General features: G+C 65.8%; 21 protein-coding genes. 6 read left to right on the top strand and 15 right to left on the bottom strand.

Annotation, left to right across the window (positions count from 1 at the left end; translation table 11 throughout):
- Positions 1–123: 123 nt before the first annotated feature.
- The 4 genes from tcyN to CAG29_RS18165 form a co-directional block, all read right to left on the bottom strand.
- Positions 124–873 carry an L-cystine ABC transporter ATP-binding protein TcyN gene (gene tcyN, locus CAG29_RS18180; RefSeq protein WP_085582002.1) on the bottom strand — a complete coding sequence of 250 codons (750 nt, stop codon included), beginning with the start codon at positions 871–873 and terminating at the stop codon, positions 124–126.
- Between the two features lie 4 nt (positions 874–877).
- Positions 878–1,543, bottom strand: a complete 666-nt coding sequence (tcyL, locus tag CAG29_RS18175) for a cystine ABC transporter permease (protein ID WP_085582000.1) — start codon at positions 1,541–1,543, stop codon at positions 878–880.
- Complete coding sequence (gene tcyJ / locus CAG29_RS18170; protein WP_085581998.1) at positions 1,543–2,343, bottom strand: cystine ABC transporter substrate-binding protein; 801 nt, start codon at positions 2,341–2,343, stop codon at positions 1,543–1,545. Before tcyJ ends, tcyL begins: the two co-directional genes overlap by 1 nt.
- A gap of 239 nt (positions 2,344–2,582) precedes the next feature.
- Positions 2,583–3,575 carry a D-cysteine desulfhydrase gene (locus CAG29_RS18165; RefSeq protein ID WP_085581996.1) on the bottom strand — a complete coding sequence of 331 codons (993 nt, stop codon included), beginning with the start codon at positions 3,573–3,575 and terminating at the stop codon, positions 2,583–2,585.
- A 190-nt stretch (positions 3,576–3,765) separates the two neighbouring features.
- On the opposite strand from CAG29_RS18165, the gene epsC reads away from it, so the two are divergent.
- Positions 3,766–4,692 (top strand): serine O-acetyltransferase EpsC, encoded by a 927-nt coding sequence (epsC, locus tag CAG29_RS18160; protein ID WP_085581994.1) that lies wholly within the window; start codon positions 3,766–3,768, stop codon positions 4,690–4,692.
- A gap of 324 nt (positions 4,693–5,016) precedes the next feature.
- The gene (gene betT, locus CAG29_RS18155) at positions 5,017–7,017 is read left to right on the top strand and encodes a choline transporter BetT (protein WP_085631889.1); all 2,001 of its coding nucleotides are present in this window, start codon (positions 5,017–5,019) and stop codon (positions 7,015–7,017) included.
- A gap of 23 nt (positions 7,018–7,040) precedes the next feature.
- On the opposite strand, the gene CAG29_RS18150 is transcribed toward betT, so the two are convergent.
- The gene (locus CAG29_RS18150; RefSeq protein WP_085581990.1) at positions 7,041–7,301 is read right to left on the bottom strand and encodes a hypothetical protein; all 261 of its coding nucleotides are present in this window, start codon (positions 7,299–7,301) and stop codon (positions 7,041–7,043) included.
- A 91-nt stretch (positions 7,302–7,392) separates the two neighbouring features.
- A complete protein-coding gene (locus CAG29_RS18145; RefSeq protein WP_085581988.1) occupies positions 7,393–8,133 on the bottom strand; it encodes an SDR family oxidoreductase in 741 nt (246 codons plus the stop codon).
- 123 nt (positions 8,134–8,256) lie between these two features.
- Here CAG29_RS18145 and CAG29_RS18140 point away from each other — a divergent pair, with 123 nt between their 5' ends.
- Together CAG29_RS18140 and mgrA are read left to right on the top strand one after the other, a co-directional pair.
- Positions 8,257–9,150 (top strand): LysR family transcriptional regulator, encoded by an 894-nt coding sequence (locus tag CAG29_RS18140; RefSeq protein ID WP_085581986.1) that lies wholly within the window; start codon positions 8,257–8,259, stop codon positions 9,148–9,150.
- A gap of 281 nt (positions 9,151–9,431) precedes the next feature.
- Positions 9,432–10,454 carry an L-glyceraldehyde 3-phosphate reductase gene (mgrA, locus tag CAG29_RS18135; protein ID WP_085694918.1) on the top strand — a complete coding sequence of 341 codons (1,023 nt, stop codon included), beginning with the start codon at positions 9,432–9,434 and terminating at the stop codon, positions 10,452–10,454.
- A gap of 303 nt (positions 10,455–10,757) precedes the next feature.
- Here the strand turns inward: mgrA and tauD are convergent, their stop codons facing one another.
- The 7 genes from tauD to CAG29_RS18100 all read right to left on the bottom strand — a co-directional run bounded on the left by tauD (position 10,758) and on the right by CAG29_RS18100 (position 19,109).
- A complete protein-coding gene (gene tauD, locus CAG29_RS18130) occupies positions 10,758–11,600 on the bottom strand; it encodes a taurine dioxygenase (RefSeq protein ID WP_085581982.1) in 843 nt (280 codons plus the stop codon).
- A 109-nt stretch (positions 11,601–11,709) separates the two neighbouring features.
- A complete protein-coding gene (gene tauC, locus CAG29_RS18125) occupies positions 11,710–12,549 on the bottom strand; it encodes a taurine ABC transporter permease TauC (RefSeq protein ID WP_085694917.1) in 840 nt (279 codons plus the stop codon).
- A complete protein-coding gene (gene tauB / locus CAG29_RS18120) occupies positions 12,546–13,340 on the bottom strand; it encodes a taurine ABC transporter ATP-binding subunit (RefSeq protein WP_085581978.1) in 795 nt (264 codons plus the stop codon). Before tauB ends, tauC begins: the two co-directional genes overlap by 4 nt.
- Positions 13,341–13,356: 16 nt before the next feature.
- A complete protein-coding gene (gene tauA, locus CAG29_RS18115; RefSeq protein ID WP_085694916.1) occupies positions 13,357–14,334 on the bottom strand; it encodes a taurine ABC transporter substrate-binding protein in 978 nt (325 codons plus the stop codon).
- Positions 14,335–14,548: 214 nt separating this feature from the next.
- Positions 14,549–16,132, bottom strand: coding sequence for a glutamate--cysteine ligase (gshA, locus tag CAG29_RS18110; protein WP_085581974.1), 1,584 nt, complete (start codon positions 16,130–16,132; stop codon positions 14,549–14,551).
- A 269-nt stretch (positions 16,133–16,401) separates the two neighbouring features.
- Entirely contained in the window at positions 16,402–16,785 is a 384-nt protein-coding gene (locus CAG29_RS18105) for a PaaI family thioesterase (protein WP_085581972.1), read from the bottom strand.
- A complete protein-coding gene (locus CAG29_RS18100) occupies positions 16,785–19,109 on the bottom strand; it encodes a Tex family protein (protein ID WP_085631901.1) in 2,325 nt (774 codons plus the stop codon). The genes CAG29_RS18105 and CAG29_RS18100 overlap by 1 nt, the downstream gene beginning before the upstream one ends.
- A 363-nt stretch (positions 19,110–19,472) precedes the next feature.
- Here CAG29_RS18100 and ompR point away from each other — a divergent pair, with 363 nt between their 5' ends.
- Both ompR and CAG29_RS18090 read left to right on the top strand, forming a co-directional pair.
- Positions 19,473–20,213 carry a two-component system response regulator OmpR gene (ompR, locus tag CAG29_RS18095; RefSeq protein ID WP_085581968.1) on the top strand — a complete coding sequence of 247 codons (741 nt, stop codon included), beginning with the start codon at positions 19,473–19,475 and terminating at the stop codon, positions 20,211–20,213.
- A 101-nt stretch (positions 20,214–20,314) separates the two neighbouring features.
- Positions 20,315–21,628 (top strand): ATP-binding protein, encoded by a 1,314-nt coding sequence (locus CAG29_RS18090; RefSeq protein WP_085581966.1) that lies wholly within the window; start codon positions 20,315–20,317, stop codon positions 21,626–21,628.
- 153 nt (positions 21,629–21,781) lie between these two features.
- On the opposite strand, the gene rimK is transcribed toward CAG29_RS18090, so the two are convergent.
- The gene (rimK, locus tag CAG29_RS18085; RefSeq protein ID WP_065257794.1) at positions 21,782–22,687 is read right to left on the bottom strand and encodes a 30S ribosomal protein S6--L-glutamate ligase; all 906 of its coding nucleotides are present in this window, start codon (positions 22,685–22,687) and stop codon (positions 21,782–21,784) included.
- The gene (locus CAG29_RS18080; RefSeq protein ID WP_170930020.1) at positions 22,684–23,130 is read right to left on the bottom strand and encodes an ATP-dependent zinc protease; all 447 of its coding nucleotides are present in this window, start codon (positions 23,128–23,130) and stop codon (positions 22,684–22,686) included. The genes rimK and CAG29_RS18080 overlap by 4 nt, the downstream gene beginning before the upstream one ends.
- Between the last annotated feature and the right edge of the window lie 187 nt (positions 23,131–23,317).

Below are 23,317 nucleotides of genomic sequence, written 5' to 3'. Positions count from 1 at the left end.
CGGAATATCTGTTGCAGAACATATATATGTGCCGCATCGGAACAAGTTGATTGCTGTAGGGAGAAAGGAGAGAGAGCGAAACTTCCGTCCATGGAAGTTTGCGGTTGTTGCGGATCGGTGAGATCAGCCGTTGTTTCTGAACTTGCTGAGGAACTGTCGTGTGCGTTCTTCCTTCGGATCGGCGAACAGGGCCTTGGCCTCACCTTGCTCGACGATCACGCCCTTGTCGAAGAACACCACACGGTTGGCCACGTCACGGGCGAACGCCATTTCGTGGGTGACGATGACCATTGTGCGTTTCTCCTCGGCGAGGCCGCGGATGGTCGCCAGCACTTCGCCCACCAGTTCCGGGTCCAGGGCCGAGGTCGGCTCGTCGAACAGGATCACTTCCGGCTCCATCGCCAGCGCCCGGGCGATCGCCACGCGCTGTTGCTGGCCACCGGACAGGCGCCGCGGATAGGCGTCTTCCTTGCCCGCCAGGCCGACCTTGGCCAGCAGCTTGCGGCCCAGGGCGATGGCATCGGCGCGGGGCGTCTTCTTGACCACGGTCGGGCCTTCGATGACGTTCTCCAGGGCGGTGCGGTGAGGGAACAGGTTGAAGTTCTGGAACACGAAGCCCACGTGCTGGCGCAGGTTGCGCACCAGGCCTTGCTGCTGGTTCAGCGGACGGCCGGTATCGATCTCGATGTCGCCGACCTTGATCCGGCCGCTGGTGGGTTGCTCAAGGAAGTTCAGGCAGCGCAGGAACGTGGTCTTGCCCGAGCCGCTGGGACCGATGATCGCCACGACCTCGCCTTCCTTCACCTTAAGGTCGATGCCGTTGAGCACGGTCTGACCCTTGAACTGCTTTGTCAGTTTTTCCACGACAATCATGGGGTCAGGACTCCTGGTCGTGCCGATTGACCCGCTCTTCCAACTTGTTCTGCAGGTGCGACAGCACCGTGGCCAGAACCCAGTAGATCAGCGCGGCGGCAAGATACATGGTGAACACTTCGAAGGTGCGGGCGGTGATCAGCTGCGCCTGGCGGAACAGCTCCGGCACCTGGATGGTGGCGGCCAGCGCGGTGTCCTTGACCAGCGAAATGAAGCTGTTGCCCAGCGGCGGCAATGCCGTGCGCATCGCCTGCGGCAGGATGGCCCGGCGCAGGGTCTGCGCGCGGGTCATGCCGATGCTGGCCGCCGCTTCCCACTGGCCGCGCTCGATCGAGCCGATGGCGGCACGCAGGATCTCGCAGGCGTAGGCGGCCATGTTCAGCGAGAAGCCGATCAGGGCCGCCGGCAGCGGATCCAGTTCCACACCCAGTTGCGGCAAGCCGTAATAGATCACGAACAGCTGCACCAGCAACGGCGTGCCGCGAAAGAACGACACGTAGATGCGGGCCAGCCAGCTGACCGACTTGAAGCGCGACAGGCGCATCAGTGCCAGGCCGAAGCCCAGCAGCAGACCGAAGAACATGCCGCCCAGGCTAAGGATGACCGTGTAGTACGCGCCCTTGAGCAGGAAGGGCGCGGAGTCCAGCGCGAGTTGGAAAGCTGCTTCCATTATTTCGTGACGTCAGCGTTGAAGTACTTTTCCGAGAGCTTCTGCAGCGTGCCGTCGGCGCGCAGTTCGTCGAGGGCCTTGTTCACCGCCGTCAGCAGTTCCGGCTCGCCCTTGCGCAGCGCGATGCCCGATTCCTGACGGGAGAACGCCTGGCCTGCGGCCACGGTCTTCGGTGCCTTCTTGGCGTATTCCAGAGCAGCCAGACGGTCGATCAGGATGGCGTCGGTGCGGCCGTTGTTCAGGTCGGCGAACTTGGTCGGATCATCGTCGTAGGTGCGCACGTCGGCGCCCGGCACGTTGGCCCGCACCCATTGCTCGTAGTTGGTGCCCAGGCCCACGCCGACCTTCTTGCCGGACAGGTCGGCGGCGGTCTTGATGTTCAGCGCCGCTTCCTTGTCCTTCAGCACCAGCGCCTGGATCCCGGACACGGTGTAGGGCTCGGAGAAGTCGTATTTCTTCTTGCGCTCGTCGGAGATGGTGACCTGGTTGACCACGACGTCCAGACGCTTGGATTCCAGGGCCGCGAGGATGCCGTCCCACTTGGTCGGCTGGATCTTGGCCTTCACGCCCAGCTTTTTCGCCAGGGCTTCGGAGAGTTCGACCTCGAAGCCGGCCAGCTTGCCGTCGGGATCGACGAAGGAGAACGGTGGGTAGGTGCCTTCCAGGCCGACGTTGATGACGCCTTTGTCCTTGATCTGCTTCAGTTGCTCACCGGCGGCTGCGTGGCCGATCAGGCCGGCGCTCAGCGCCAGGCCCAGCGAACCCACCAGCAGGTTGCGACGTAGTGCGGAAAAATTCATGACATGCCCCTGTGTTTTCTTATGGAAGACGCTTAAGGAAAGTTGGCGAATCCGGGAATTGGACGACTGCGCTATCGTGCCCTAAAGCAGCTTATGCGTCTCCCGCGAAATTCGCCTGCGGGGAGACTATATGATTGCTCGCTTAGAATTGAAAATAATGGTTTTTATTTTTGTTATTTCAAATTCGAATATGTGCGCAGCCTGCTGCGGCGAGGGATCCGGCTCCCTCGCCGCGGGCCTTACAGGAAGTCCTTGTAGGCGAACAGCGCCGGTGCGCCGCCGGTGTGCAGGAAGATCACCGGGCCGTCGTCGAAGCGCCCGCGGCCGATGCCGTCGAGCAGGCCGGCCATGGCCTTGCCGGTGTAGACCGGGTCGAGCAGCACGCCTTCCTGGCTGGCCAAAAGCTTCACCGCCGCCAGCGTGCCGGCGTTCGGTTCGCCGTAGCGCGGGCCGAAGTACTCGTCCCACAGGCGCACCTTGAAACTGTCCGGCAGCGCCACGCCCAGCAGGTCGGCGGTGCGTTCGGCCAGGCCCTGCACTTTCGGGCGCTGGTCCTCTTCGCTGCGCGAGACGGTCACGCCGATCACCGGCAGCGCCGGCAATGCTTCGTTCAAGGCCAGGGCCAGGCCGCTGTGGGTGCCGGCGCTGCCGGAGGCCAGCACCACGGCGGCGAAGTCGAGGCCGGTGTCCTTGATCTGTTCGGCCAGTTCCAGGCCGGCGCGCACGTAACCCAACGCGCCGAGGGCGTTGGAGCCGCCGATGGGCACCAGGTACGGCTTCTTGCCGTTGCTGCGCAGGCGCACGGCGAGGGCCGCCAGTTGCTCGTCGGCGTTGTCGAGGTTGTCGACCAGCTCGACCTTGGCGTCGAACAGGTCCAGCAACAGGCGGTTGCCGTTGCCGGTGTAGTCGCCGTCGTCGGTGCCCAGCGGGTTCTCCAGCAGCGCCACGCAGCCCAGGCCCAGCTTGGCGGCGATCGCGGCGGTCTGGCGCACGTGGTTCGATTGCAGGGCGCCGGCGGTGATCAAGGTGTCGGCGCCCTGGGCGAGGGCGTCGGCGGCGAGGTATTCGAGCTTGCGCAGCTTGTTGCCGCCCATGGCCAGCGGGGTCAGGTCGTCGCGCTTGAAGTAGATGTCGCGGCCCAGCCAGGCGGAAAGGCGTTCGAGTTTTTCCAGGGGAGTGGGTTGGCCGAGCAGGTCGAGACGATGGAAGCGGTCCAGCTGTTGTTTGATCATGGGCCTGTACTGGCGGAGGAAGATCACAGGACTATAGGCATGGCGTTTTGGCGGGGCAACCGTCAATCGCTTATAGCCAAACGTGCTTAGGCCAGCACTATCGGTTCTTAATTCGCGCTTGGGGCCATGCCGTAAAGTAGTCGCCGTTGAGGCGGCCCGACAGTCCGGCCGCCGGTGAGGAGTCTTTACCGTGAGCGAGCGTTCCAGCCATTGGCAACTGCAGACCATCGTCAGCCAACTGCGTACCGCGCGGGATCTGTGGCGTACCCAGAACGGCCGGGCCACCGGCGAACAGGGCGGGCGCGAACTGCCCTCCCGCGCAGCGATGGCGGAGATCCTCGAGGCCCTGTGCGGGGCGTTGTTCCCGATGCGGCTGGGGCCTGTGGACCTGCGTGAGGAAAGCGAGGACTTCTATGTCGGCCATACCCTCGACGTCGCCCTGAATGCCTTGCTCGTCCAGGCGCGGCTCGAACTGCGCTACGTCGCCCGCCACAGCGCCCAGGCCGACACCGAGGTCGAGTCCCGCGCGATCCGCATCGTCCAGGACTTCGCCCTGGCCCTGCCGGGCCTGCGCAGCCTGCTCGACACCGACGTGCTGGCGGCCTACCACGGCGATCCGGCGGCGCGCAGCGTCGACGAGGTGCTGCTGTGCTACCCGGGCATCCTGGCGGTGATCCACCATCGCCTGGCCCATCACCTGTACCGCGCGGGCCTGCCGCTGCTGGCGCGGATCAGCTCGGAGATCGCTCACTCGGCCACCGGCATCGACATCCACCCCGGCGCGCAGATCGGCCCGAGCTTCTTCATCGACCACGGCACCGGCGTGGTGATCGGCGAAACCGCGATCATCGGCGAGCGGGTGCGGATCTACCAGGCGGTGACCCTGGGCGCCAAGCGCTTTCCGGCGGACGAGGACGGCCAACTGCAGAAGGGCCATCCGCGCCACCCGATCGTCGAGGACGACGTGGTGATCTACGCCGGGGCGACCATCCTGGGGCGCATCACCATCGGCCAGGGCTCGACCATCGGCGGCAACGTGTGGCTGACCCGCAGCGTACCGGCCGGCAGCAACCTGACCCAGGCCAACCTGCAGCACGACGACGGGACGCAGAAGTGACGGCGCACTCCGCTTGAAGGCCCTGCGGCGCCTTGACCGGCGCCGTCGCGGGCCCGTCGAACGGACTCAGGCCGGCCCGGATAGTGGCATCCGGCCAATTCGCCACTGAACGAATCCCTCCGAACCTGCGTCATAACCCTCCTTGAGCCCGCAGGGGCGAGCGACCGCTCGGCCTTGCGATTAGTCCTTAGCGTGCTATCCATGTTTAACTTGAACGTTCATTCAAGTTAAACCGGCAGTCCGCTGCCCGCTCACAACAGGAGGCTTGCCTTTGCTGAGTCCGATCATTTCAGCCATGTTCCACCCCTTCGAGGTGCACCGTCCATGAGTGCATCGTCCACCCCCGCCAGCGCCCAGGTGCGCATGAACCCGCCGGTGTTCTGGTTCGCCGCGACGGTCATCCTGCTGTTCGGCCTCGTCGTGATTTCCCTGCCGGAGGCGGCCGGCGCCTGGCTGCTGAAGGCCCAGGACTGGGCGGCCAACACGGTCGGCTGGTACTACATGCTGGCGATGACCCTGTATCTGGTCTTCGTGGTGGTCACCGCGCTGTCTGGCTACGGCAAGATCAAGCTCGGTGCCGACCACGACGAACCCGAATTCAGTTACCTGTCCTGGGCCGGCATGCTGTTCGCCGCCGGGATCAGCATCACCCTGTTTTTCTTCTGCGTGTCGGAACCCCTGACCCACATGCTCCAGCCGCCCCAGGGCGAGGCCGGCACGGCGGACGCCGCGCGCCAAGCGATGCAGATCCTGTTCCTGCACTGGGGCCTGCACGGCTGGGGCGTGTTCGCCTTCGTCGGCATGGCGCTGGCGTACTGCGCGTACCGCCACAACCTGCCGCTGGCGTTGCGCTCGGCGCTCTATCCGCTGATCGGCAAACGCATCAACGGCCCCATCGGCTACGCGGTGGACGGCTTCGGCATCATCGCCACGGTGTTCGGCCTCGGCGCGGACATGGGCTTCGGCGTGCTGCACCTCAACTCCGGCCTGGACTACCTGTTCGGCATCGCCCACACCCAGTGGATCCAGGTCGGCCTGATCGTCCTGATGATGGGCGCGGCGATCACCGTCGCCGTGTCCGGGGTCGACAAGGGCGTGCGGGTGATGTCCGACATCAACATGCTGCTGGCCTGCGCGCTGCTGCTGTTCGTGCTGTTCGCCGGGCCCACCCAGCACCTGCTCAACACCCTGATCCAGAACCTGGGCGATTACCTCGGCGCGCTGCCGACCAAGAGCTTCGACCTCTACGCCTACGACAAGCCCAGCGACTGGCTCGGCGGCTGGACCGTGTTCTACTGGGCCTGGTGGATCGCTTGGTCGCCGTTCGTGGGCCTGTTCATCGCGCGGATCTCCCGGGGCCGCACCATCCGCGAATTCGTCTTCGGCGTGCTGCTGATTCCGTTGGGCTTCACCCTGGCGTGGATGTCGATCTTCGGCAACAGCGCCATCGACCAGGTGCTCAACCACGGCATGGAGGCCCTCGGCCTGTCGGCCATCGACGACCCGTCGATGACCCTCTACCTGCTGCTGGAGACCTACCCGTGGAGCAAGACCGTCATCGCGGTGACGGTGTTCATCAGCTTCGTGTTCTTCGTCACCTCCGCCGACTCCGGCACCGTGGTGCTCTCGACCCTGTCGGCCAAGGGCGGCGGCCCGGACGAGGACGGGCCGAAATGGCTGCGGGTGTTCTGGGGCGCGATGACGGCGCTGATCACCAGCGCGCTGCTGTTCTCCGGCAGCATCGATGCGCTGAAGTCGGCGGTGGTGCTGACCTCACTGCCGTTCTCGTTGATCCTGCTGCTGATGATGTGGGGGCTGCACAAGGCGTTCTACCTGGAGTCGCAGAAGCAGATCGCGCAATTGCATTCGCTGGCGCCGGTGTCCGGTTCGCGGCGCGGCAAGGGCGGCTGGCGGCAGCGCCTGAGCCAGGCGGTGCATTTCCCGTCGCGGGACGAGGTGTACCGGTTCATGGACAGCACCGTGAAGCCGGCCATCGAAGAGGTGACGGCGGTGTTCGTCGAGAAGGGTCTGCATGTGGTCACGCAGCCGGATCCGGCCCACGACAGCGTCAGCCTGGAGATCGGCCACGGCGAACTGCACCCGTTCATCTACCAGGTGCAGATGCGCGGCTATTTCACGCCGTCGTTCGCCCGGGGCGGCATGGGTTCCAAGCAGCTCAACAACCGCCGCTACTACCGCGCCGAAGTGCACTTGAGCGAGGGCAGCCAGGACTACGACCTGGTGGGCTACACCAAGGAGCAGATCATCAACGACATCCTCGACCAGTACGAACGGCACATGCAGTTCCTGCACCTGGTGCGTTGAGCCCGGCGGGCGCCGGGGCGGTCTCAGGCCTCGGCGCTCAGCACCATGAACAGCACCATCGCCGCCACCGGCACGCCGAACACGGCGCTGCCGACCATCAGTTCGGTGCTCAGCGTCTGCTTGCCGTGCACCATGCCGACCGCGCCGTTGATCACCGTCAGCGCCAGCCACAGGGCGGCGAAGCCGTAGGCCAGGGTCTGGCGGGAAAAGCCGATGCGTTCGCCGATGTACAGCATCAGCGCCAGCAGGATCAGGCCGAAGGTGATGATGATGGTGGTGTGCATGAGAGGCTGCCTGTCGGTGTCGTTTCGCCTGGGCGGATCCCATCGCCAGCCAGCCGGCGACGGGGCCGCTGCGGGCCTGTTCAGAGCATAGTCAAACCAGCCCGCCGTTGGCCCGCAGGATCTGTCCGTTGACCCAGTCCGCCGCCGGGCTCGCCAGGAACGACACCACCCGGGCAATGTCCTCCGGCTGCCCCAGGCGTTCCAGCGGCGGCATCTTCGCGTAGGTCTGGATCTGCTCCTCGCTCTTGCCGTGCAGGAACAGCTCGGTGGCCACCGGACCCGGCGCCACGGCGTTGACCGTGACGTTGCGCCCGCGCATTTCCTTGGCGAACACCTGGGTCAGCGATTCCACCGCCGCCTTGCTGGCGATGTACACCGCGTAGCCCGGCAGGTTGAGGCCGACGGTGCTGCTGGAGAAGTTGATGATCCGTCCGCCGTCGTTCAGCCGAGCCGCCGCTTCGCGCATCGTGTTGAAGGTGCCGCGGGCGTGGATGTTGAAGGTCTGCTCGAACAACTCGTCGCTGTGCTGGGCCAGCGGCAGCACCTTGAGGATGCCGGCGTTGTTCACCAGCACGTCGACCTTGCCCAGGTGCGCTTCGGTCTCGTCGAACAGGCGCCGCACGTCGGCGGCGTCGGCCACGTCGCCCTGGATGGCCATGGCCCGGTGGCCGGCCTGGCGCAGTTCGACGACAAGCCGGGAAGCTTCGTCGGCGCTGTTGGCGTAATTGACGGCGACGGCGAAACCGTCCTCGGCCAATTGCTTGGCGATCACCGCGCCGATGCCGCGGGAGGCGCCGGTCACGAGGGCGACTTTCGAAGTGTGCTGGGTCATGGCTGTGTTCCTGTGTGCGGGGGAAGTGGGAGCCATTTCACCTGTTTGCCTGTGCTGGATAAATGCCGCAAAGTTGCCTTGACTGTTCAACATCCGCCAACAATCGAAGGCCGGGAGCCCGCCGTGGATCAAGTCAAAGCGATGAAGGCGTTCGTGCGGATCTACGAGCGCAGCAGCTTCACCCAGGCCGCCGCCGACCTGAACCTGCCCCGGGCCACCCTGACCCACACCCTCAACCAGTTCGAAGCCTGGCTCGGCACGCGCCTGCTGGAGCGCAGCACGCGCAAGGTGCGTCCGACCCTGGACGGAGAGGCTTATTACCGGCGTTGCGTGCAGTTGCTTGCGGAGCTGGAGGACGCCGAACTGGCGTTCCGCAGCGTGGTGCCGAAGGGGCGGCTGCGGGTCGATATGCAAGGTACGTTGGCCCGGCATTTCGTGATCCCGGCGTTGCCGCAGTTCATGGCGCGCTACCCGGACATCGAACTGTCGATCAGCGAGGCCGACCGCTTCGTCGACCTGATCGCCGAAGGCGTCGATTGCGTGCTGCGCGCCGGCACCCTCGGCGACTCGACGCTGATCGGCAAGCGCGTGGCCAGCCTGCGGCAGATCACCTGCGCCAGCCCCGCCTACCTGCGCAGGTTCGGCGAGCCCCGCAGCCTGGCCGAGCTGAAAGACCATCGCGCGGTGAACTACGTCTCGCGCAGCACCACCCGGGTGTTTCCCTTCGAATTCATGGTCGACGGCGAACGCACGGAGGTCGCCATCGACGGGGCGGTCTCGGTGTCCGGCGCCGAGATCTACGCGGCCTCCGCCATCGCCGGCCTGGGCCTGATCCAGTGCCCGCACTACCGCATGCAGAGCCAGATCGACCAGGGCCTGATACGGGAAGTCCTGCCCGACACGCCGCCGCCACCGATGCCGGTGTCGGTGCTGTACCCGCACAACCGGCACCTGTCGCCGCGGGTACGGGTGTTCGTGGACTGGTTGAGCGAGGTCTTTGCACAGGTTTCCCGTTAGGCCGAAGGTCTTGAGGCGTTTTGGCTGGCGCCATCGTCAGCAGGTCGACAAGGATCTGTGAAGACGGGGTGGCGGCGTCTTTTCCCTTCCTGATGTGAAACGATTCAGCCATAGGTCGAATCCGAGGTGGGCAGGGGCCCGCTTGGGCGTATGCTGAGCAGCTTCGGTCTGTCAAAGCACCGCTGCACCGGCGGTCGCTGCGCAACCGAGCGGGAGCCAGCTCCCTCGCCACAGGAAATGTCCGACCGACGATGGCTGAAACTCAATCTAGAGAGGATTCGATGACTTACACCGCTGCCGAAAACCGCTACGACACCCTCCCTTACCGCCGCGTGGGCCGCAGCGGCCTGGTGTTGCCGGCGCTGTCCCTGGGCCTGTGGCACAACTTCGGCGACAGCACGCCGATCGACACCCAGCGTGCCTTGCTGCGCACGGCGTTCGACCTGGGGATCAACCACTTCGACCTGGCCAACAACTACGGCCCGCCCTACGGCAGCGCCGAGATCAACTTCGGCCGCCTGCTGCGCTACCGCGACGAGCTGATCATCTCCAGCAAGGCCGGTTGGGACATGTGGCCGGGCCCTTACGGCCAGGGCGGCGGTTCGCGCAAGTACGTGCTGGCCAGCCTCGACCAGAGCCTGCAACGGCTGGGCGTGGACTACGTGGACATCTTCTATTCCCACCGCTTCGACCCGGACACCCCGCTGGAGGAGACCGCCGGCGCCCTCGCCACCGCCGTGCAGCAGGGCAAGGCGCTGTACGTCGGCATCTCGTCGTACTCCGGGGTGAAGACCCGCGAAATCGCCGCGCTGCTCAAGGAATGGAAAGTGCCGCTGCTGATCCACCAGCCGGCCTACAACCTGCTCAACCGCTGGGTGGAAAAGGACCTGCTCGACACCACCGACGAGCTCGGCACCGGGGTAATCGCCTTCACCCCGCTGGCGCAGGGCCTGTTGACCGACAAGTACCTCAATGGCGTGCCGGCCGATGCGCGGGTCAACCGTCCGGGCGGCGGTTCGCTGCAGGCGTCGCACCTGTCCGAGGCCAACATCGCCCATGTGCGGGCGCTGAACGAGATCGCCAAGCGTCGTGGCCAGAGCCTGGCGCAACTGGCGCTGGCCTGGACGCTGCGCGATCCGCGGGTGACCTCGGCGCTGATCGGCGCGAGCCGGCCGGAGCAGATCATCGAGAACGTCGGGGCGCTGAAGAACCTGAGCTTCAGCGCTGAAGAGCTGGCTGAAATCGATCGGTTCGCCCAGGAGGGCGGGATCAATCTGTGGGAGAAGCCGTCGACGGCCGAGTAAGCGTCAGGCGCCGGATCCTGCGGCGCCTGTCACACCGTCATCGCCAGCAGGCTGGCTCCCACAGGTATCCCCGGTGTCCGCAGGATCCATATGCGCCGCAAGACCCTGTGGGAGCTGCGGTGCGGCGACTCGACTTGCCAGCGATGAGGCCGGCACTGCCGACATCTGTGGTGACAGACCCGCCGCCATCGCCGGCAAGCCGGCTCCCACAGGTATCCCCGGTGTCCGCAGGATCCATCTGCGCCGCAAGAACCTGTGGGAGCCAGCCTGCTGGCGATGGGGCCGGAACCGGCGACGCAGCCGTCAGCGAAAGAACGGCACATCCCCCAACACCGTCGCCCGCTGCATCACCCGCCGGGCGGGGCGGTAGTCGTCCACTGCGTAATGCTGGGTCACGCGGTTGTCCCAGAACGCGATGTCGTCCTTCTGCCAGCGCCAGCGGATGGTGAATTCCGGCCGGGTGGCGTGGGCGAACAGGAACTTGAGGATCGCCTCGCTTTCGGTCTCCGACAGTTCATTGATCTTCGAGGTGAAGCCTTCGTTGACGAACAGCGAGCGGCGCCCGCTCACCGGGTGGGTGCGGATCACCGGGTGCGACAGCGGCGGGTTCTTGCGCCGTGCCTCTTCCCACTGCGCCAGCGCTTCGGGCGTGTTGCCGTAGCGCTCCAGCGGAAACGAGCGGGTGAAGTCATGGGTGGCGGTCAGCCCTTCGAGCAGGGCCTTCACCGGCGCCGACAGCGCTTCATAGGCCGCGATGCCGCTGGCCCACAGGGTGTCGCCGCCGTACTCCGGCAGGAGCTTGGCGCTGAGCACCGCGCCCATCGCCGGGGTCGGCAGGAAGGTCACGTCGGTGTGCCAGATTGCGTTGTCGCGCACGTCGGTGACGGCGGTGTCGAGGATCAGCACTTCGGGCTGTTCCGGCACGTTGGGGTAGATCGGGTGGATGTGCAGGTCGCCGAAGTACGCGGCGAAGCGCGCCTGCTGCGCAGGCTCGATGGGCTGGTTGCGGAAGAACAGCACCTGGTGCTTGAGCAGCGCCTGGCCGATGGCGTCGCGCTGCTCCTGGCTCAATGGCTGGCTGATGTCGACGCCGCTGATCTGCGCGCCGAGGGCCGGGCTTAAGGGAACGATGTTCAGGTCGCTCATGGTGTTCTCATCAATATTCGGTGGAGGGCTGTTCAAGCGGTGGGAGCGACTGTCTGCGGTGCCCGGGCTGGCGCCATCGCCAGCAGGCCGGCTCCCGCAAGGGAAAAAGTCAGTGGGCCTGGCCGTGCCACGGCACCAGTCTGCGCTGCAGGGCGCGCAGGCCCATTTCCATGGCGAAGGCGATCAGGGCGATGACCAGGATCCCCAGCACCACCACGTCGGTCACCAGGAACTGCGCCGCCGACTGCACCATGAAACCCAGCCCGCTGGTGGCGGCGATCAGTTCGGCGGCGACCAGGGTCGACCAGCCAACGCCAAGGCCGATGCGGATGCCGGTGAGGATGTCCGGCAGGGCGCTGGGCAGGATCACATGGCGGATCAGTTGCCCGCGGGTGGCGCCCAACGACTGGGCGGCCCGCAGCTTGGCCGGGTCGACCGTGCGCACGCCGGTGGCGGTGGCGATCGCGATCGGCGCGAAGATCGCCAGGTAGATCAGCAGCACTTTCGACACCTCGCCGATGCCGCACCAGATCACGATCAGCGGCAGGTAGGCGAGCGGCGGGATCGGCCGGTAGAACTCGATCAGCGGATCGAGCACGCCGCGGGCGATGCGGTTGGCGCCGATGGCGATGCCCACCGGCACGGCGGTCAGGATGGCGAAGCCCAGACCCAGGCCGATGCGGTTCAGGCTGGCGCCCAGGTGCTGCCACAGGGTCGAGTCCATGTAGCCGCTGGTGGCCAGCAACCAGCCCTTTTGCAGTACGGCGGCGGGCGGCGGCAGGAACAGCGGTTCGATCAGGCCGGTGGCGGTCACCGCCCACCAGGCCAGCAGCAGGGCGAACAGGGTCAGCACACTGATCCAGCGGGTGCTCAGGCTGCGCCGCGCCGCAATGGACGTCGAGGGTTTGGAAGGTTTCACCGTGGCGGCGGAAACGTCGTAGCTGCTCATGCGCGCTCCTGTAGCCGGACGGCGTTGCGTTGGGAGAACACTTTGCCGAGCACGTGTTCGCGGGTTTCGATGAAGCGCGGGTCGGACTTGATCGACCGCGCCGGTTCGCCGGCGGCGTAGCGCTGGCCGAAGTCCAGGTGCAGGCGTTCGACGATCTGCCCGGGGTTGGGCGCCAGCAGGATCAGGTCGGTGGCGAGGAACACCGCCTCTTCGATGTCGTGGGTGATCAGGAACACCGGTTTGGCGGTGCGTTGCCAGACTTGCAGCAGCAGTTCCTGCATCTGTTCGCGGGTGAAGGCGTCGAGGGCGCCGAAGGGTTCGTCCATCAGCAGCACGCGCGGATCGGCGGCCAGGGCGCGGGCCAGGCCGACACGCTGCTTCTGGCCGCCGGAGAGTTGCCAGACGCGGCGGCTCTCGAAACCGGCCAGGTCCACCAGCGCGAGCATTTCCCGGGCGCGCCGCTCGCGCTTGTCCCGGGGCACGCCGGCCAGTTCGAGCCCGAAGGCCACATTGGCCAGCACGTCCTGCCAGGGCAGCAGGGCGTCGTCCTGGAACACCACGCCGCGTTCGGCGCCCGGCCCCTTGACCGGCACGCCGTCGAGGGTGATGCGCCCGGCGCTGGGGTCGACGAAACCGGCGATCAGGTTCAACAGCGAAGTCTTGCCGCTGCCGGACGGGCCGAGGGCCACCAGCAGTTGCCGGGGGCCGAGGGTCAGGGAAATATCCGACAGCACCGGTTCCGGGCTGCCGGGGTACTGTGCGCTGATGCGCTCCAGCGAAAGCAAGGCCATCGCGGTCGACTCCCGATCAGTTGGTGATGTACTGGGCGCTGACGTACGGCGCGTAGTCCGGCAGCACGGCCTCGACCTTGCCTTGCTCCTTGAGGAACACGGCGGTGTCGGTGATGGCCTTGGTGGTCGGCGCGCCGAGGTCGTTGACCTGATCCGCCGCCAGCGGGTAGACGTTGCCTTGCAGCAGCAGGGGAATGTCGCTGGCCTTGGCGCCGGACAGCTTCACCAGCTTGTCGACGTTGCTCGTGTCGGCGAGCCAGGCTTTCGGATCCTTGCGGTAGTCGGCGTAGGCGTCGAGGGTGACCTTGGCGAACGCGGTGACGATCTCCGGATGCTTCTGCGCGAAGTCCTTGCGCACGATCCACGCATCGAAGGTCGGCGCGCCGAACTTGGCCAGCTCGCCGGAGGTGATCAGCACCTTGCCGTTTTCCTTGGCCACGCCCAGGGCAGGATCCCAGACGTAGGTGGCGTCGATGTCACCGCGTTTCCACGCGGCGATGATCGCCGGTGGAGCGAGGTTGAGCACGGTGACTTTCGACGGGGCGATGTTCCAATGCTTCAGGGCGGCCAGCAGGCTGTAGTGGCCGGTGGAAACGAACGGCACGGCGATTTTCTTGCCCACCAGGTCCTGCGGTGTCTTGATGCCGGCGCCGTCGCGGGCGACCAGCGCTTCGGCGGCGCCGATCTGGGTGGCGATGAGGAATGTCTCCACCGGCACCTTGCGGGTGACCGCCGCGGTCAGCGGGCTTGAGCCGAGGTAGCCGATCTGCACGTCGCCGGAGGCGATGGCGGCGATGATGTCGGCGCCGTTGTCGAACTTGCGCCAGCTGATGTCGGCCTTGGTGGCCTTCTCGTAGGCGCCGTCGGCCTGGGCGACTTTCGCCGGGTCGACGGTGGTCTGGTAGGCGACGGTGAGGTCGGCGGCCTGGGCCAGGAAGCTTGCGGCGGCCAGGGTGGCCACCGCCAGCAGGCGAAGCGGGACATTCAGTTTCATGGGAGAGCTCCTTGTCAGGCCACCGGTCGTCGGCGTGAAAGGAGACTAAATGATCTAAGAATCTAAAAATAAATAACTTTTTAGAATTAACTTATGAGCGGAAAAATCTAAAGGGCCGCCAGGATTCCGCCACCGCGAGCAGGTGCGGCGGCATCACCGCCGTCACCTGTGGGAGCGAGCCTGCTCGCGACAGAATCCGCAGGATCCTCGCAGGCTAGTTGCTGATCGCCAGGATGCTCGCCTGGTAGGCCCCGACGAACACGTCGAAATCGCCGACCTCGTTCTGTTCCAGCTCCGCCTGCTGCTCCAGCGACGAGTGCGCCAGCGCTTCGAACCGGGCCTGCTCCTCGGCGGCAAGGGGCTCGCTGCGGAAGAAATCGGCATGGGCCTGGCTCTGGCGCAGGGAGAACTGCGCGAAGCTTTCCTTGTGCGCGGCCATCGCCGCCAGCACCTGGGCCGACGGCGTCAGCGACGGGTCGCTGACCTTGGCCCGCTGCGCGTCCAGCGCCTTGCCGTGGGCATCGCTGCCCTGGCTGCGGTCCAGCAGGGCCGCCAGCGGCGCGATGTGCTCCAGCAGTTCGCTCGCCCATTGCTTCATGTCCACCGGCTGTCCGTCACGCTGCAGCTGCAGGCCGGGACGGCGGCCTTCCTTGACCACGCTGAGGAAGTTCGACGTGGCGTTGCCGCAGCTGGTGCTGGTCAGCAGCGGGCTGTCGTTGAGCGCGCAGTACAGCAGGAACGCGTCGAGGAAACGCGCCTCGGTGACGTCGATGCCCATCGGCAGGAACGGGTTGATGTCCAGGCAGCGCACTTCGACGTACTGGATCCCGCGGGCCATCAGCGCCTGGATCGGCCGTTCGCCGGTGTAGGTCACGCGTTTGGGGCGGATGTTGGAGTAGTACTCGTTTTCGATCTGCAGGATGTTGGTGTTCAGCTGCACCCACTCGCCGTCCTGGTGCGTGCCGATCTCGACGTACGGCGCATACGGCGTGGCGACGGCCTTGCGCAGGCTGTCGGTGTAGCTGGACAGATCGTTGTAGCACGGCGTCAGGCCGGCCTGGGCATTGCTCTGGTAACCCAGGTCGCTCATGCGCAGGCTGGTGGCGTAGGGCAGGTACAGGGTGTCCGGATCGAGCTGTTCGAGCTGGTGCGGGCGGCCGCGCAGGAAGCCTGCGTCCAGCGCAGGCGAGGCGCCGAACAGGTACATCAGCAGCCAGCTGTAGCGGCGGAAATTGCGGATCAGGGCGATGTAGGACGCGGACTGGAAGTCGCGGTCGCTGCCTTCGAAGCCCTCGGTCTGCTTGAGCAGCGGCCAGAGCCCTTCCGGCAGGGAGAAGTTGTAGTGGATCCCGGCAATGCACTGCATGGTCTTGCCGTAGCGCAGCGCCAGGCCCTGACGGTAGACGTACTTGAGCCGACCGATGTTGGAGGTGCCGTAGTACGCGATCGGGATGTCTTCTTCGGCCGGCAGCGGGCACGGCATCGACGGGCTCCACAGGTACTCGTTGCCGAGCTTGCTGTAGGCGAAGCGGTGGATGCGCTCCAGGCTGGCCAGGGTGTCGGCCGGGTCGGGCAGGGCAGGCGTGATGAACTCCAGCAGCGACTCGGAATAGTCGGTGGTGATCTGTTCGTTGGTCAGCGCGGAACCCAGGGCCTCGGGATGCGGCGTCTGCGCCAGGCGGCCCTCGCCGGTCACGCGCAGGCATTCACGTTCGATGCCGTGCAGGCACTGCTCGAGCAGGGAGAGGTTGGCGCGCTCGCCGAGCAGGGCCAGGCGGCGGTTGAGAAGTTCGCTCAATTTGGATTCCTTCACGCGTCAGTCGCCCCAATATGGGGGTGGGCAGGACGGTCTACAAGGGTGAAGTTGAAACTGGCGTTTTCGCCTGGTTTTGGAGCGGCAGGCCGTTTGCCGGTCAGTCAAGAACTGCACATTCCCCGTGGGAGCGAGCCTGCTCGCGAAGGCGGTGTGTCAGCCAGCACTTTCGTTGCTGATGCACCCTCTTCGCGAGCAGGCTCGCTCCCACAGGTTTCGTTGCGCCGAAATTAACCCAAATCGGTGACGGCTAGCTACAGGACAGCGAACGTGCCTTGCGCTTTTGCGACCAGCTTGTCGCCCTGCATCACGTCGGCCTCGACCACCAGCGTGCGCCGGCCCGGGTGGATCACCCGGGCCGTGCACAGCACCTCGCCGTCGGACACGGCGCGGATGTAGTTGATCTTGCACTCGATGGTCGCGCTCTGCTGGTCGAAGCCGTGGGTGCTGGAGCAAGCCAGCCCCATGGCGATGTCGACCAGGCTGAACAGCGCGCCGCCGTGCAGCTTGCCGCCACGGTTGCGCAGCGGCGGCTCCAGCGCCAGGGCGACTTGCGCCACCCCGGTCTCCAGGCTGTGCAGACGGCAGCCCAACAGCTTGAAGAACGCGCTCTCGACGAGCCCGGCGGGAATGTCCATCACTTCTTCTTCAACTGCTTGGCGTTGGCGAACAGGGACGCCATGGCGTTGTTGGCCGGTGCGGCGGTGGCGGTTTCCTTGCGCGGCGCGTTGTTCGAACCCTGGCGCGGCGCCGAGCCCGGACGCGAGCCGCGGGCGCCGTCGATCTTCTCGCCCGGCGTGTCGCTCATGCGCATCGACAGGCCGACGCGTTTGCGCGGGATGTCGACTTCCATGACCTTGACCTTCACCACGTCGCCGGCCTTCACCGCCTCGCGCGGATCCTTGATGAACTTCTCCGACAGGGCCGAGATGTGCACCAGGCCGTCCTGGTGCACGCCGATGTCGACGAACGCACCGAACGCCGTGACGTTGGTCACCACGCCTTCGAGGATCATCCCCGGCTGCAGGTCCTTGAGGTCTTCGACGCCTTCCTGGAACTCGGCGGTCTTGAACTCCGGACGCGGGTCGCGGCCCGGCTTGTCCAGTTCCTGGAGGATGTCGGTGACGGTCGGCAGGCCGAAGGTCTCGTCGGTGAATTTCTTCGGGTCCAGGCGCTTGAGGAACCCGGTGTCGCCGATCAGCGAGCGGATGTCGCGGTCGGTCTCGGCGGCGATGCGCTTGACCAGCGGATAGGCTTCCGGGTGCACGGCCGATGCGTCCAGCGGGTTGTCGCCGTTCATCACGCGCAGGAAGCCGGCGGCCTGTTCGAAGGTTTTCTCGCCCAGGCGCGCGACTTTCTTCAGCGCGGCGCGGGTCTTGAACGCGCCGTGCTCGTCACGGTGGGCGACGATGTTCTGCGCCAGGGTGGCGTTGAGGCCGGAGATCCGCGCCAGCAGGGCCACGGACGCGGTGTTCACGTCCACGCCCACGGCGTTCACGCAGTCCTCGACCACGGCGTCCAGGCTGCGCGCCAGCTTCAGCTGCGACACGTCGTGCTGGTACTGGCCGACGCCGATGGATTTCGGATCGATCTTCACCAGCTCCGCCAGCGGATCCTGCAGGCGGCGGGCGATGGACACCGCGCCGCGGATCGACACGTCCAGGTCCGGGAATTCCTTCGCGGCCAGTTCCGAGGCCGAGTACACCGACGCGCCGGCCTCGGACACCATGACCTTGGTCATCTTCATGGCCGGGTATTTCTTGATCAGCTCGATGGCCAGCTTGTCGGTCTCACGGCTGGCGGTGCCGTTGCCGATGGCGATCAGGTCGACCGAGTGCTTGGCACACAGGGCCGCCAGGATGGCCAGGGTCTGGTCCCACTTGTTGTGCGGCACGTGCGGGTAGACCGTGGCGTGATCCAGCAGCTTGCCGGTGGCATCGACCACCGCGACCTTGCAGCCGGTGCGCAGGCCCGGGTCCAGGCCCAGGGTCGCGCGCGGGCCGGCCGGGGCGGCCAGCAGCAGGTCGTGCAGGTTGTGGGCGAACACGTTGATCGCTTCGGTCTCGGCGCCGTCGCGCAGTTCGCCGAGCAGGTCGGTCTCAAGGTGAGTGTAGAGCTTGACCTTCCAGGTCCAGCGCACCACCTCGCCCAGCCATTTGTCCGCGGGGCGGTTCTGGTTCTGGATGCCGACGTGCTGGCCGATCATGCCTTCGCACGGGTGCAGGGTGCCCGGCAGTTCCTCGCCGACCTTCAGGGCCGAGCTGAGGATGCCTTCGTTGCGGCCGCGGAAGATCGCCAGGGCGCGGTGCGACGGCATGCTCTTGAGCGGCTCGTCGTGTTCGAAGTAGTCGCGGAACTTGGCGCCTTCCTCTTCCTTGCCGGCGATCACGCGGGCGCTGATCGTGGCTTCCTGCTTGAGGAAGGAGCGCAGTTTCTCCAGCAGGCCCGCGTCTTCGGCGAAGCGTTCCATGAGGATGTACTTGGCGCCCTCCAGGGCGGCCTTGGCGTCGGCCACGCCTTTGTCGGCGTCGATGAAGCGGGCGGCTTCGACTTCCGGCGCCAGCGACGGGTCGTTGAACAGGCCGTCGGCCAGTTCGCCGAGGCCGGCTTCCAGGGCGATCTGGCCCTTGGTGCGGCGCTTCTGCTTGTACGGCAGGTACAGGTCTTCGAGGCGGGTCTTGGTGTCGGCGAGCTTGATGTCGCGTTCGAGTGCGGGGGTGAGCTTGCCCTGCTCCTGGATGCTGGCGAGGATGCTGACGCGCCGTTCGTCGAGTTCGCGCAGGTAGCGCAGGCGCTCTTCCAGATGACGCAGCTGAGTGTCATCGAGGCTGCCGGTCACTTCTTTCCGGTATCGGGCGATGAAGGGAACGGTAGAGCCTTCATCGAGTAGCGCGACGGCCGCTTCGACCTGTTGCGGGCGTACGCCGAGTTCCTCGGCGATGCGGCTGTTGATGCTGTCCATAAAACCACCTGACAAATTGTGAAAGCAGGTCCGCAGGCGCGAAGGATGAGGGCCCGGAACCTGGTTGTGCGGCCTGGCGCTTGCCGCTGCCTGGGCCAAGGGAGCAGACCATTGACCCGTGAAACCGAACGATTACTGCGGTGGACATGAAAAATAGGGCTTGGCCACCAACGGTAACGATTCAGACGTTGCCTGGCACAAAAGGCCGCGCATTATAACCGGCGTTCTGTCATTCGGGGGCGTCGGGCCGTGTAGGCACAAGCCCCGGTTTTCTGGCAGTGAAGGAAAAATCTGCTAACAATGCACACGGTGCGTATAACGGCAGCTACGCCATAATGCGCGCCGAGCTAAAAGGAGCATCCAATGAGCAGCACTGCACAAACTGCTGAAGGCGAAAAAATTCTCATCGTTGACGACGATCCGGGGCTGAGCAGCCTGCTGGAGCGCTTTTTCGTCAGCAAGGGCTACCGTGCCCGTGCCGTACCGAACACCGAGCAGATGGACCGTCTGCTGTCCCGCGAAGTGTTCAACCTGGTCGTCCTCGACCTGATGCTGCCAGGCGAAGACGGCTTGACCGCATGCCGCCGCCTGCGGGCCGCGAACAATCAGATTCCGATCATCATGCTCACCGCCAAGGGCGACGAGCTGAGCCGCATCAAGGGCCTGGAACTGGGCGCCGACGATTACCTGGCCAAGCCGTTCAACCCCGACGAGCTGATGGCCCGCGTCAAGGCCGTGCTGCGCCGTCAGGCTCCGGCCGTGCCGGGCGCACCGGGCAGCGAAGACGAAAACGTCACCTTCGGCGATTACGTGCTGTCCCTGGCCACCCGCGAACTCAAGCGCGGTGACGAAGTGCACATGCTGACCACCGGCGAATTCGCGGTGCTCAAGGCACTGGTGATGAACGCCCGCCAGCCGCTGACCCGCGACAAGCTGATGAACCTGGCCCGTGGCCGGGAATGGGATGCGCTGGAGCGCTCCATCGACGTGCAGATTTCCCGTCTGCGCCGGATGATCGAACCCGATCCGTCCAAACCGCGCTACATCCAGACCGTCTGGGGCGTGGGCTATGTGTTCGTGCCGGACGGCAACTCCACGAAGTGACCGGTGATCTGCAGTAGCGGGTCTGGCGGATGTTCGCCGGCAGACTCGCCCTCCGCAATGTGCGAGCATGGCTCGCTCCTGCAAGCGTGTAGCGGCTATTCATGAAGACCCCCGTCTGGTTCCCCCAAAGTTTCTTTTCCCGCACCTTGTGGCTGGTGCTCATCGTCGTGCTGTTCTCCAAGGCCCTGACCCTGGTGTACCTGCTGATGAACGAGGACGTGCTGGTGGACCGCCAATACAGCCACGGCGTCGCCCTGACGCTGCGCGCCTATTGGGCGGCCGACGAAGAGAACCGCGCGAAGATCGCCGATGCCGCGACCCTGATCCGGGTGGTGGGCGCCGGGGTGCCGGAAGGCGAGCAGCATTGGCCGTACAGCGAGATCTACCAGCGGCAGATGCAGGCCGAACTCGGCGCCGACACCGAAGTGCGTCTGCGCATGCATTCGCCGCCGGCCTTATGGGTGCGGGCGCCGAGCCTGGGCGACGGCTGGCTGAAGGTGCCGCTGTACCCGCACCCGTTGCGCGGGCAGAAGATCTGGAACGTGCTCGGCTGGTTCCTGGCCATCGGGCTGCTGTCCACCGCGTCGGCGTGGATCTTCGTCAGCCAGCTCAACCAGCCGCTCAAGCGCCTGGTCTATGCCGCCCGGCAACTCGGCCAGGGCCGCAGCGTGCGGCTGCCGATCAGCGACACCCCCAGCGAGATGACCGAGGTGTACCGCGCCTTCAACCAGATGGCCGAAGACGTGGAGCAGGCGGGCCGCGAGCGCGAACTGATGCTGGCCGGGGTTTCCCATGACCTGCGCACGCCGCTCACCCGGTTGCGGCTGTCGCTGGAACTGATGGGCGACCGCACCGACCTCACCAACGACATGGTGCGCGACATCGAAGACATGGACGCGATCCTCGACCAGTTCCTGGCCTTCATCCGTGACGGACGGGACGAGACGGTGGAGGAGGTGGACCTGAGCGACCTGGTGCGCGAGGTGGCGGCGCCCTACAACCAGAACGAAGAAAAGGTGCGCCTGCGCCTGGAGCCGATCCAGCCGTTCCCGCTGCGCCGGGTGTCGATGAAGCGCCTGCTCAATAACCTGATCGGCAACGCGCTGAACCATGCCGGCAGCGGCGTGGAGGTGGCGGCCTACGTGTCCGGCGACACCAGCGCTCCGTATGTGGTGCTGAGCGTGATGGACCGCGGGGCGGGGATCGACCCGGCGGAGCTGGAGGCGATCTTCAACCCGTTCACCCGCGGCGACCGCGCACGGGGCGGCAAGGGCACCGGGCTGGGCCTGGCGATCGTCAAGCGGATCGCTTCGATGCACGGCGGCAACGTGGAACTGCGCAACCGCTCCGGCGGCGGGCTGGAGGCGCGGGTGCGGTTGCCGTTGGGGTTGATGCTGCCGCGGGATGCGGTCTAGCGGGCCGGATCTTCCGTGGGGCTGAGGGCCTCATCGCAAGCAGGCTCGCTCCCACATTGATCTGGGGCGTTCACAGCCGTCGTGAACGGCGCGGAATCTGTGGGAGCGAGCCTGCCCGCGATGGCGGCCTTGCGGCCGCCCCTTCTGTGAAGGTCAGCCTTTGCCCTTGGTGCGGGTCATGTTCGGCCCGCCGTTCTTCTCGAGGTGTTCGATGATGATCCCGGCCACGTTCTTGCCGGTGGTGGTCTCGATCCCTTCCAGACCGGGCGAGGAGTTCACCTCCATCACCAGCGGCCCGTGATTGGAGCGCAGGATGTCCACGCCGGCCACGGTCAGCCCCATCACCTTGGCGGCCCGCAGGGCGGTCATGCGTTCCTCGGGGGTGATCTTGATCAGGCTGGCGCTGCCGCCGCGGTGCAGGTTGGAGCGGAACTCCCCCGGCTTGGCCTGGCGCTTCATCGCCGCGATCACCTTGTCGCCGACCACGAAGCAGCGGATGTCCGCGCCGCCGGCTTCCTTGATGTATTCCTGCACCATGATGTTCTGCTTCAGGCCCATGAACGCCTCGATCACGGACTCGGCGGCGGTCGCGGTTTCGCACAGCACCACGCCGATGCCCTGGGTGCCTTCCAGCACCTTGATCACCAGGGGGGCGCCGTTGACCATGTCGATCAGGTCGGGAATGTCGTCCGGCGAGTGGGCGAAGCCGGTCACCGGCAGGCCGATGCCGCGGCGCGACAGCAGCTGCAGCGAACGCAGCTTGTCCCGCGAACGGGCGATGGCCACCGATTCGTTGAGCGGAAACACCCCCATCATCTCGAACTGACGCAACACCGCGCAGCCGTAGAACGTCACCGACGCGCCGATCCGCGGGATCACCGCGTCGAAGCCTTCCAGCGGCTTGCCGCGGTAGTGGATCTGCGGCTTGTGGCTGGCGATGTTCATGTAGGCGCGCAAGGTGTCGATCACCACCATTTCATGCCCGCGTTCGGTTCCGGCTTCGACCAGACGGCGGGTGGAATACAGACGCGGGTTCCGCGACAGCACAGCGATCTTCATGCAACACCTGTGGAGGAGGTAGATACCGGGAACACCGGCTTGTCTTGTACATACTTGACGCCTGGACTGACCACCAGCTGGCCGTCGATCAGGGCTTTGGAACCGAGCAGCAGGCGATAGCGCATGGACTTGCGGCAGGCGAGGGTGAATTCGACCGGCCAGACCCGGTCGCCCAGGGCCAGGGTGGTACTGATCACGTAGCGCACCTGGGCCTGGCCGTTGGAGCTCTTGATGGTCTTTCGGGTGACCAGCGGTGCTTCGCAGCGCCGGTGGCGCAGTTGCACCACCGTGCCCAGGTGCGCGGTGAAGCGCACCCACTTCTCGCCGTCGCGCTCGAACGGCTCGATGTCGGTGGCGTGGAGGCTGGAGGTGCTGGCGCCGGTGTCGATCTTCGCCCGCAGGCCCGCCACTCCCAGATCCGGGAGCGCCACCCACTCGCGCAGACCGACGACGGTCAAATGGTCAAATGTCTTCAAAAAAATGCTCAGCCGGTGAGACCGTCCGGCCCGGGGGCCGCAATGGCGGTATTCACGCAGAATAAGGGTTAAAAGGCGACAGATATCTGCGGGCCGGATTGTAATCCGGGACGGCGCCGTTCATGGCACGACAGAAACGGTAGTACAGTTCACC

Origin of the sequence: Pseudomonas sp. B7(2017), assembly GCF_002112745.1 — a bacterium.
GTDB lineage: Bacteria > Pseudomonadota > Gammaproteobacteria > Pseudomonadales > Pseudomonadaceae > Aquipseudomonas > Aquipseudomonas ekonensis.
This window is presented reverse-complemented; position numbering and strand designations above follow the sequence as displayed.

Coding starts and splice junctions, on each gene's coding strand:
- tcyN (WP_085582002.1), bottom strand. CDS start 873: ATGATTGTCGTGGAAAAACTGACAAAGCAGTTCAAGGGTCAGACCGTG.
- tcyL (WP_085582000.1), bottom strand. CDS start 1,543: ATGGAAGCAGCTTTCCAACTCGCGCTGGACTCCGCGCCCTTCCTGCTC.
- tcyJ (WP_085581998.1), bottom strand. CDS start 2,343: ATGAATTTTTCCGCACTACGTCGCAACCTGCTGGTGGGTTCGCTGGGC.
- CAG29_RS18165 (WP_085581996.1), bottom strand. CDS start 3,575: ATGATCAAACAACAGCTGGACCGCTTCCATCGTCTCGACCTGCTCGGC.
- betT (WP_085631889.1), top strand. CDS start 5,017: ATGAGTGCATCGTCCACCCCCGCCAGCGCCCAGGTGCGCATGAACCCG.
- CAG29_RS18150 (WP_085581990.1), bottom strand. CDS start 7,301: ATGCACACCACCATCATCATCACCTTCGGCCTGATCCTGCTGGCGCTG.
- CAG29_RS18145 (WP_085581988.1), bottom strand. CDS start 8,133: ATGACCCAGCACACTTCGAAAGTCGCCCTCGTGACCGGCGCCTCCCGC.
- mgrA (WP_085694918.1), top strand. CDS start 9,432: ATGACTTACACCGCTGCCGAAAACCGCTACGACACCCTCCCTTACCGC.
- tauD (WP_085581982.1), bottom strand. CDS start 11,600: ATGAGCGACCTGAACATCGTTCCCTTAAGCCCGGCCCTCGGCGCGCAG.
- tauC (WP_085694917.1), bottom strand. CDS start 12,549: ATGAGCAGCTACGACGTTTCCGCCGCCACGGTGAAACCTTCCAAACCC.
- tauB (WP_085581978.1), bottom strand. CDS start 13,340: ATGGCCTTGCTTTCGCTGGAGCGCATCAGCGCACAGTACCCCGGCAGC.
- tauA (WP_085694916.1), bottom strand. CDS start 14,334: ATGAAACTGAATGTCCCGCTTCGCCTGCTGGCGGTGGCCACCCTGGCC.
- CAG29_RS18105 (WP_085581972.1), bottom strand. CDS start 16,785: ATGGACATTCCCGCCGGGCTCGTCGAGAGCGCGTTCTTCAAGCTGTTG.
- CAG29_RS18100 (WP_085631901.1), bottom strand. CDS start 19,109: ATGGACAGCATCAACAGCCGCATCGCCGAGGAACTCGGCGTACGCCCG.
- ompR (WP_085581968.1), top strand. CDS start 19,473: ATGAGCAGCACTGCACAAACTGCTGAAGGCGAAAAAATTCTCATCGTT.
- CAG29_RS18090 (WP_085581966.1), top strand. CDS start 20,315: ATGAAGACCCCCGTCTGGTTCCCCCAAAGTTTCTTTTCCCGCACCTTG.
- rimK (WP_065257794.1), bottom strand. CDS start 22,687: ATGAAGATCGCTGTGCTGTCGCGGAACCCGCGTCTGTATTCCACCCGC.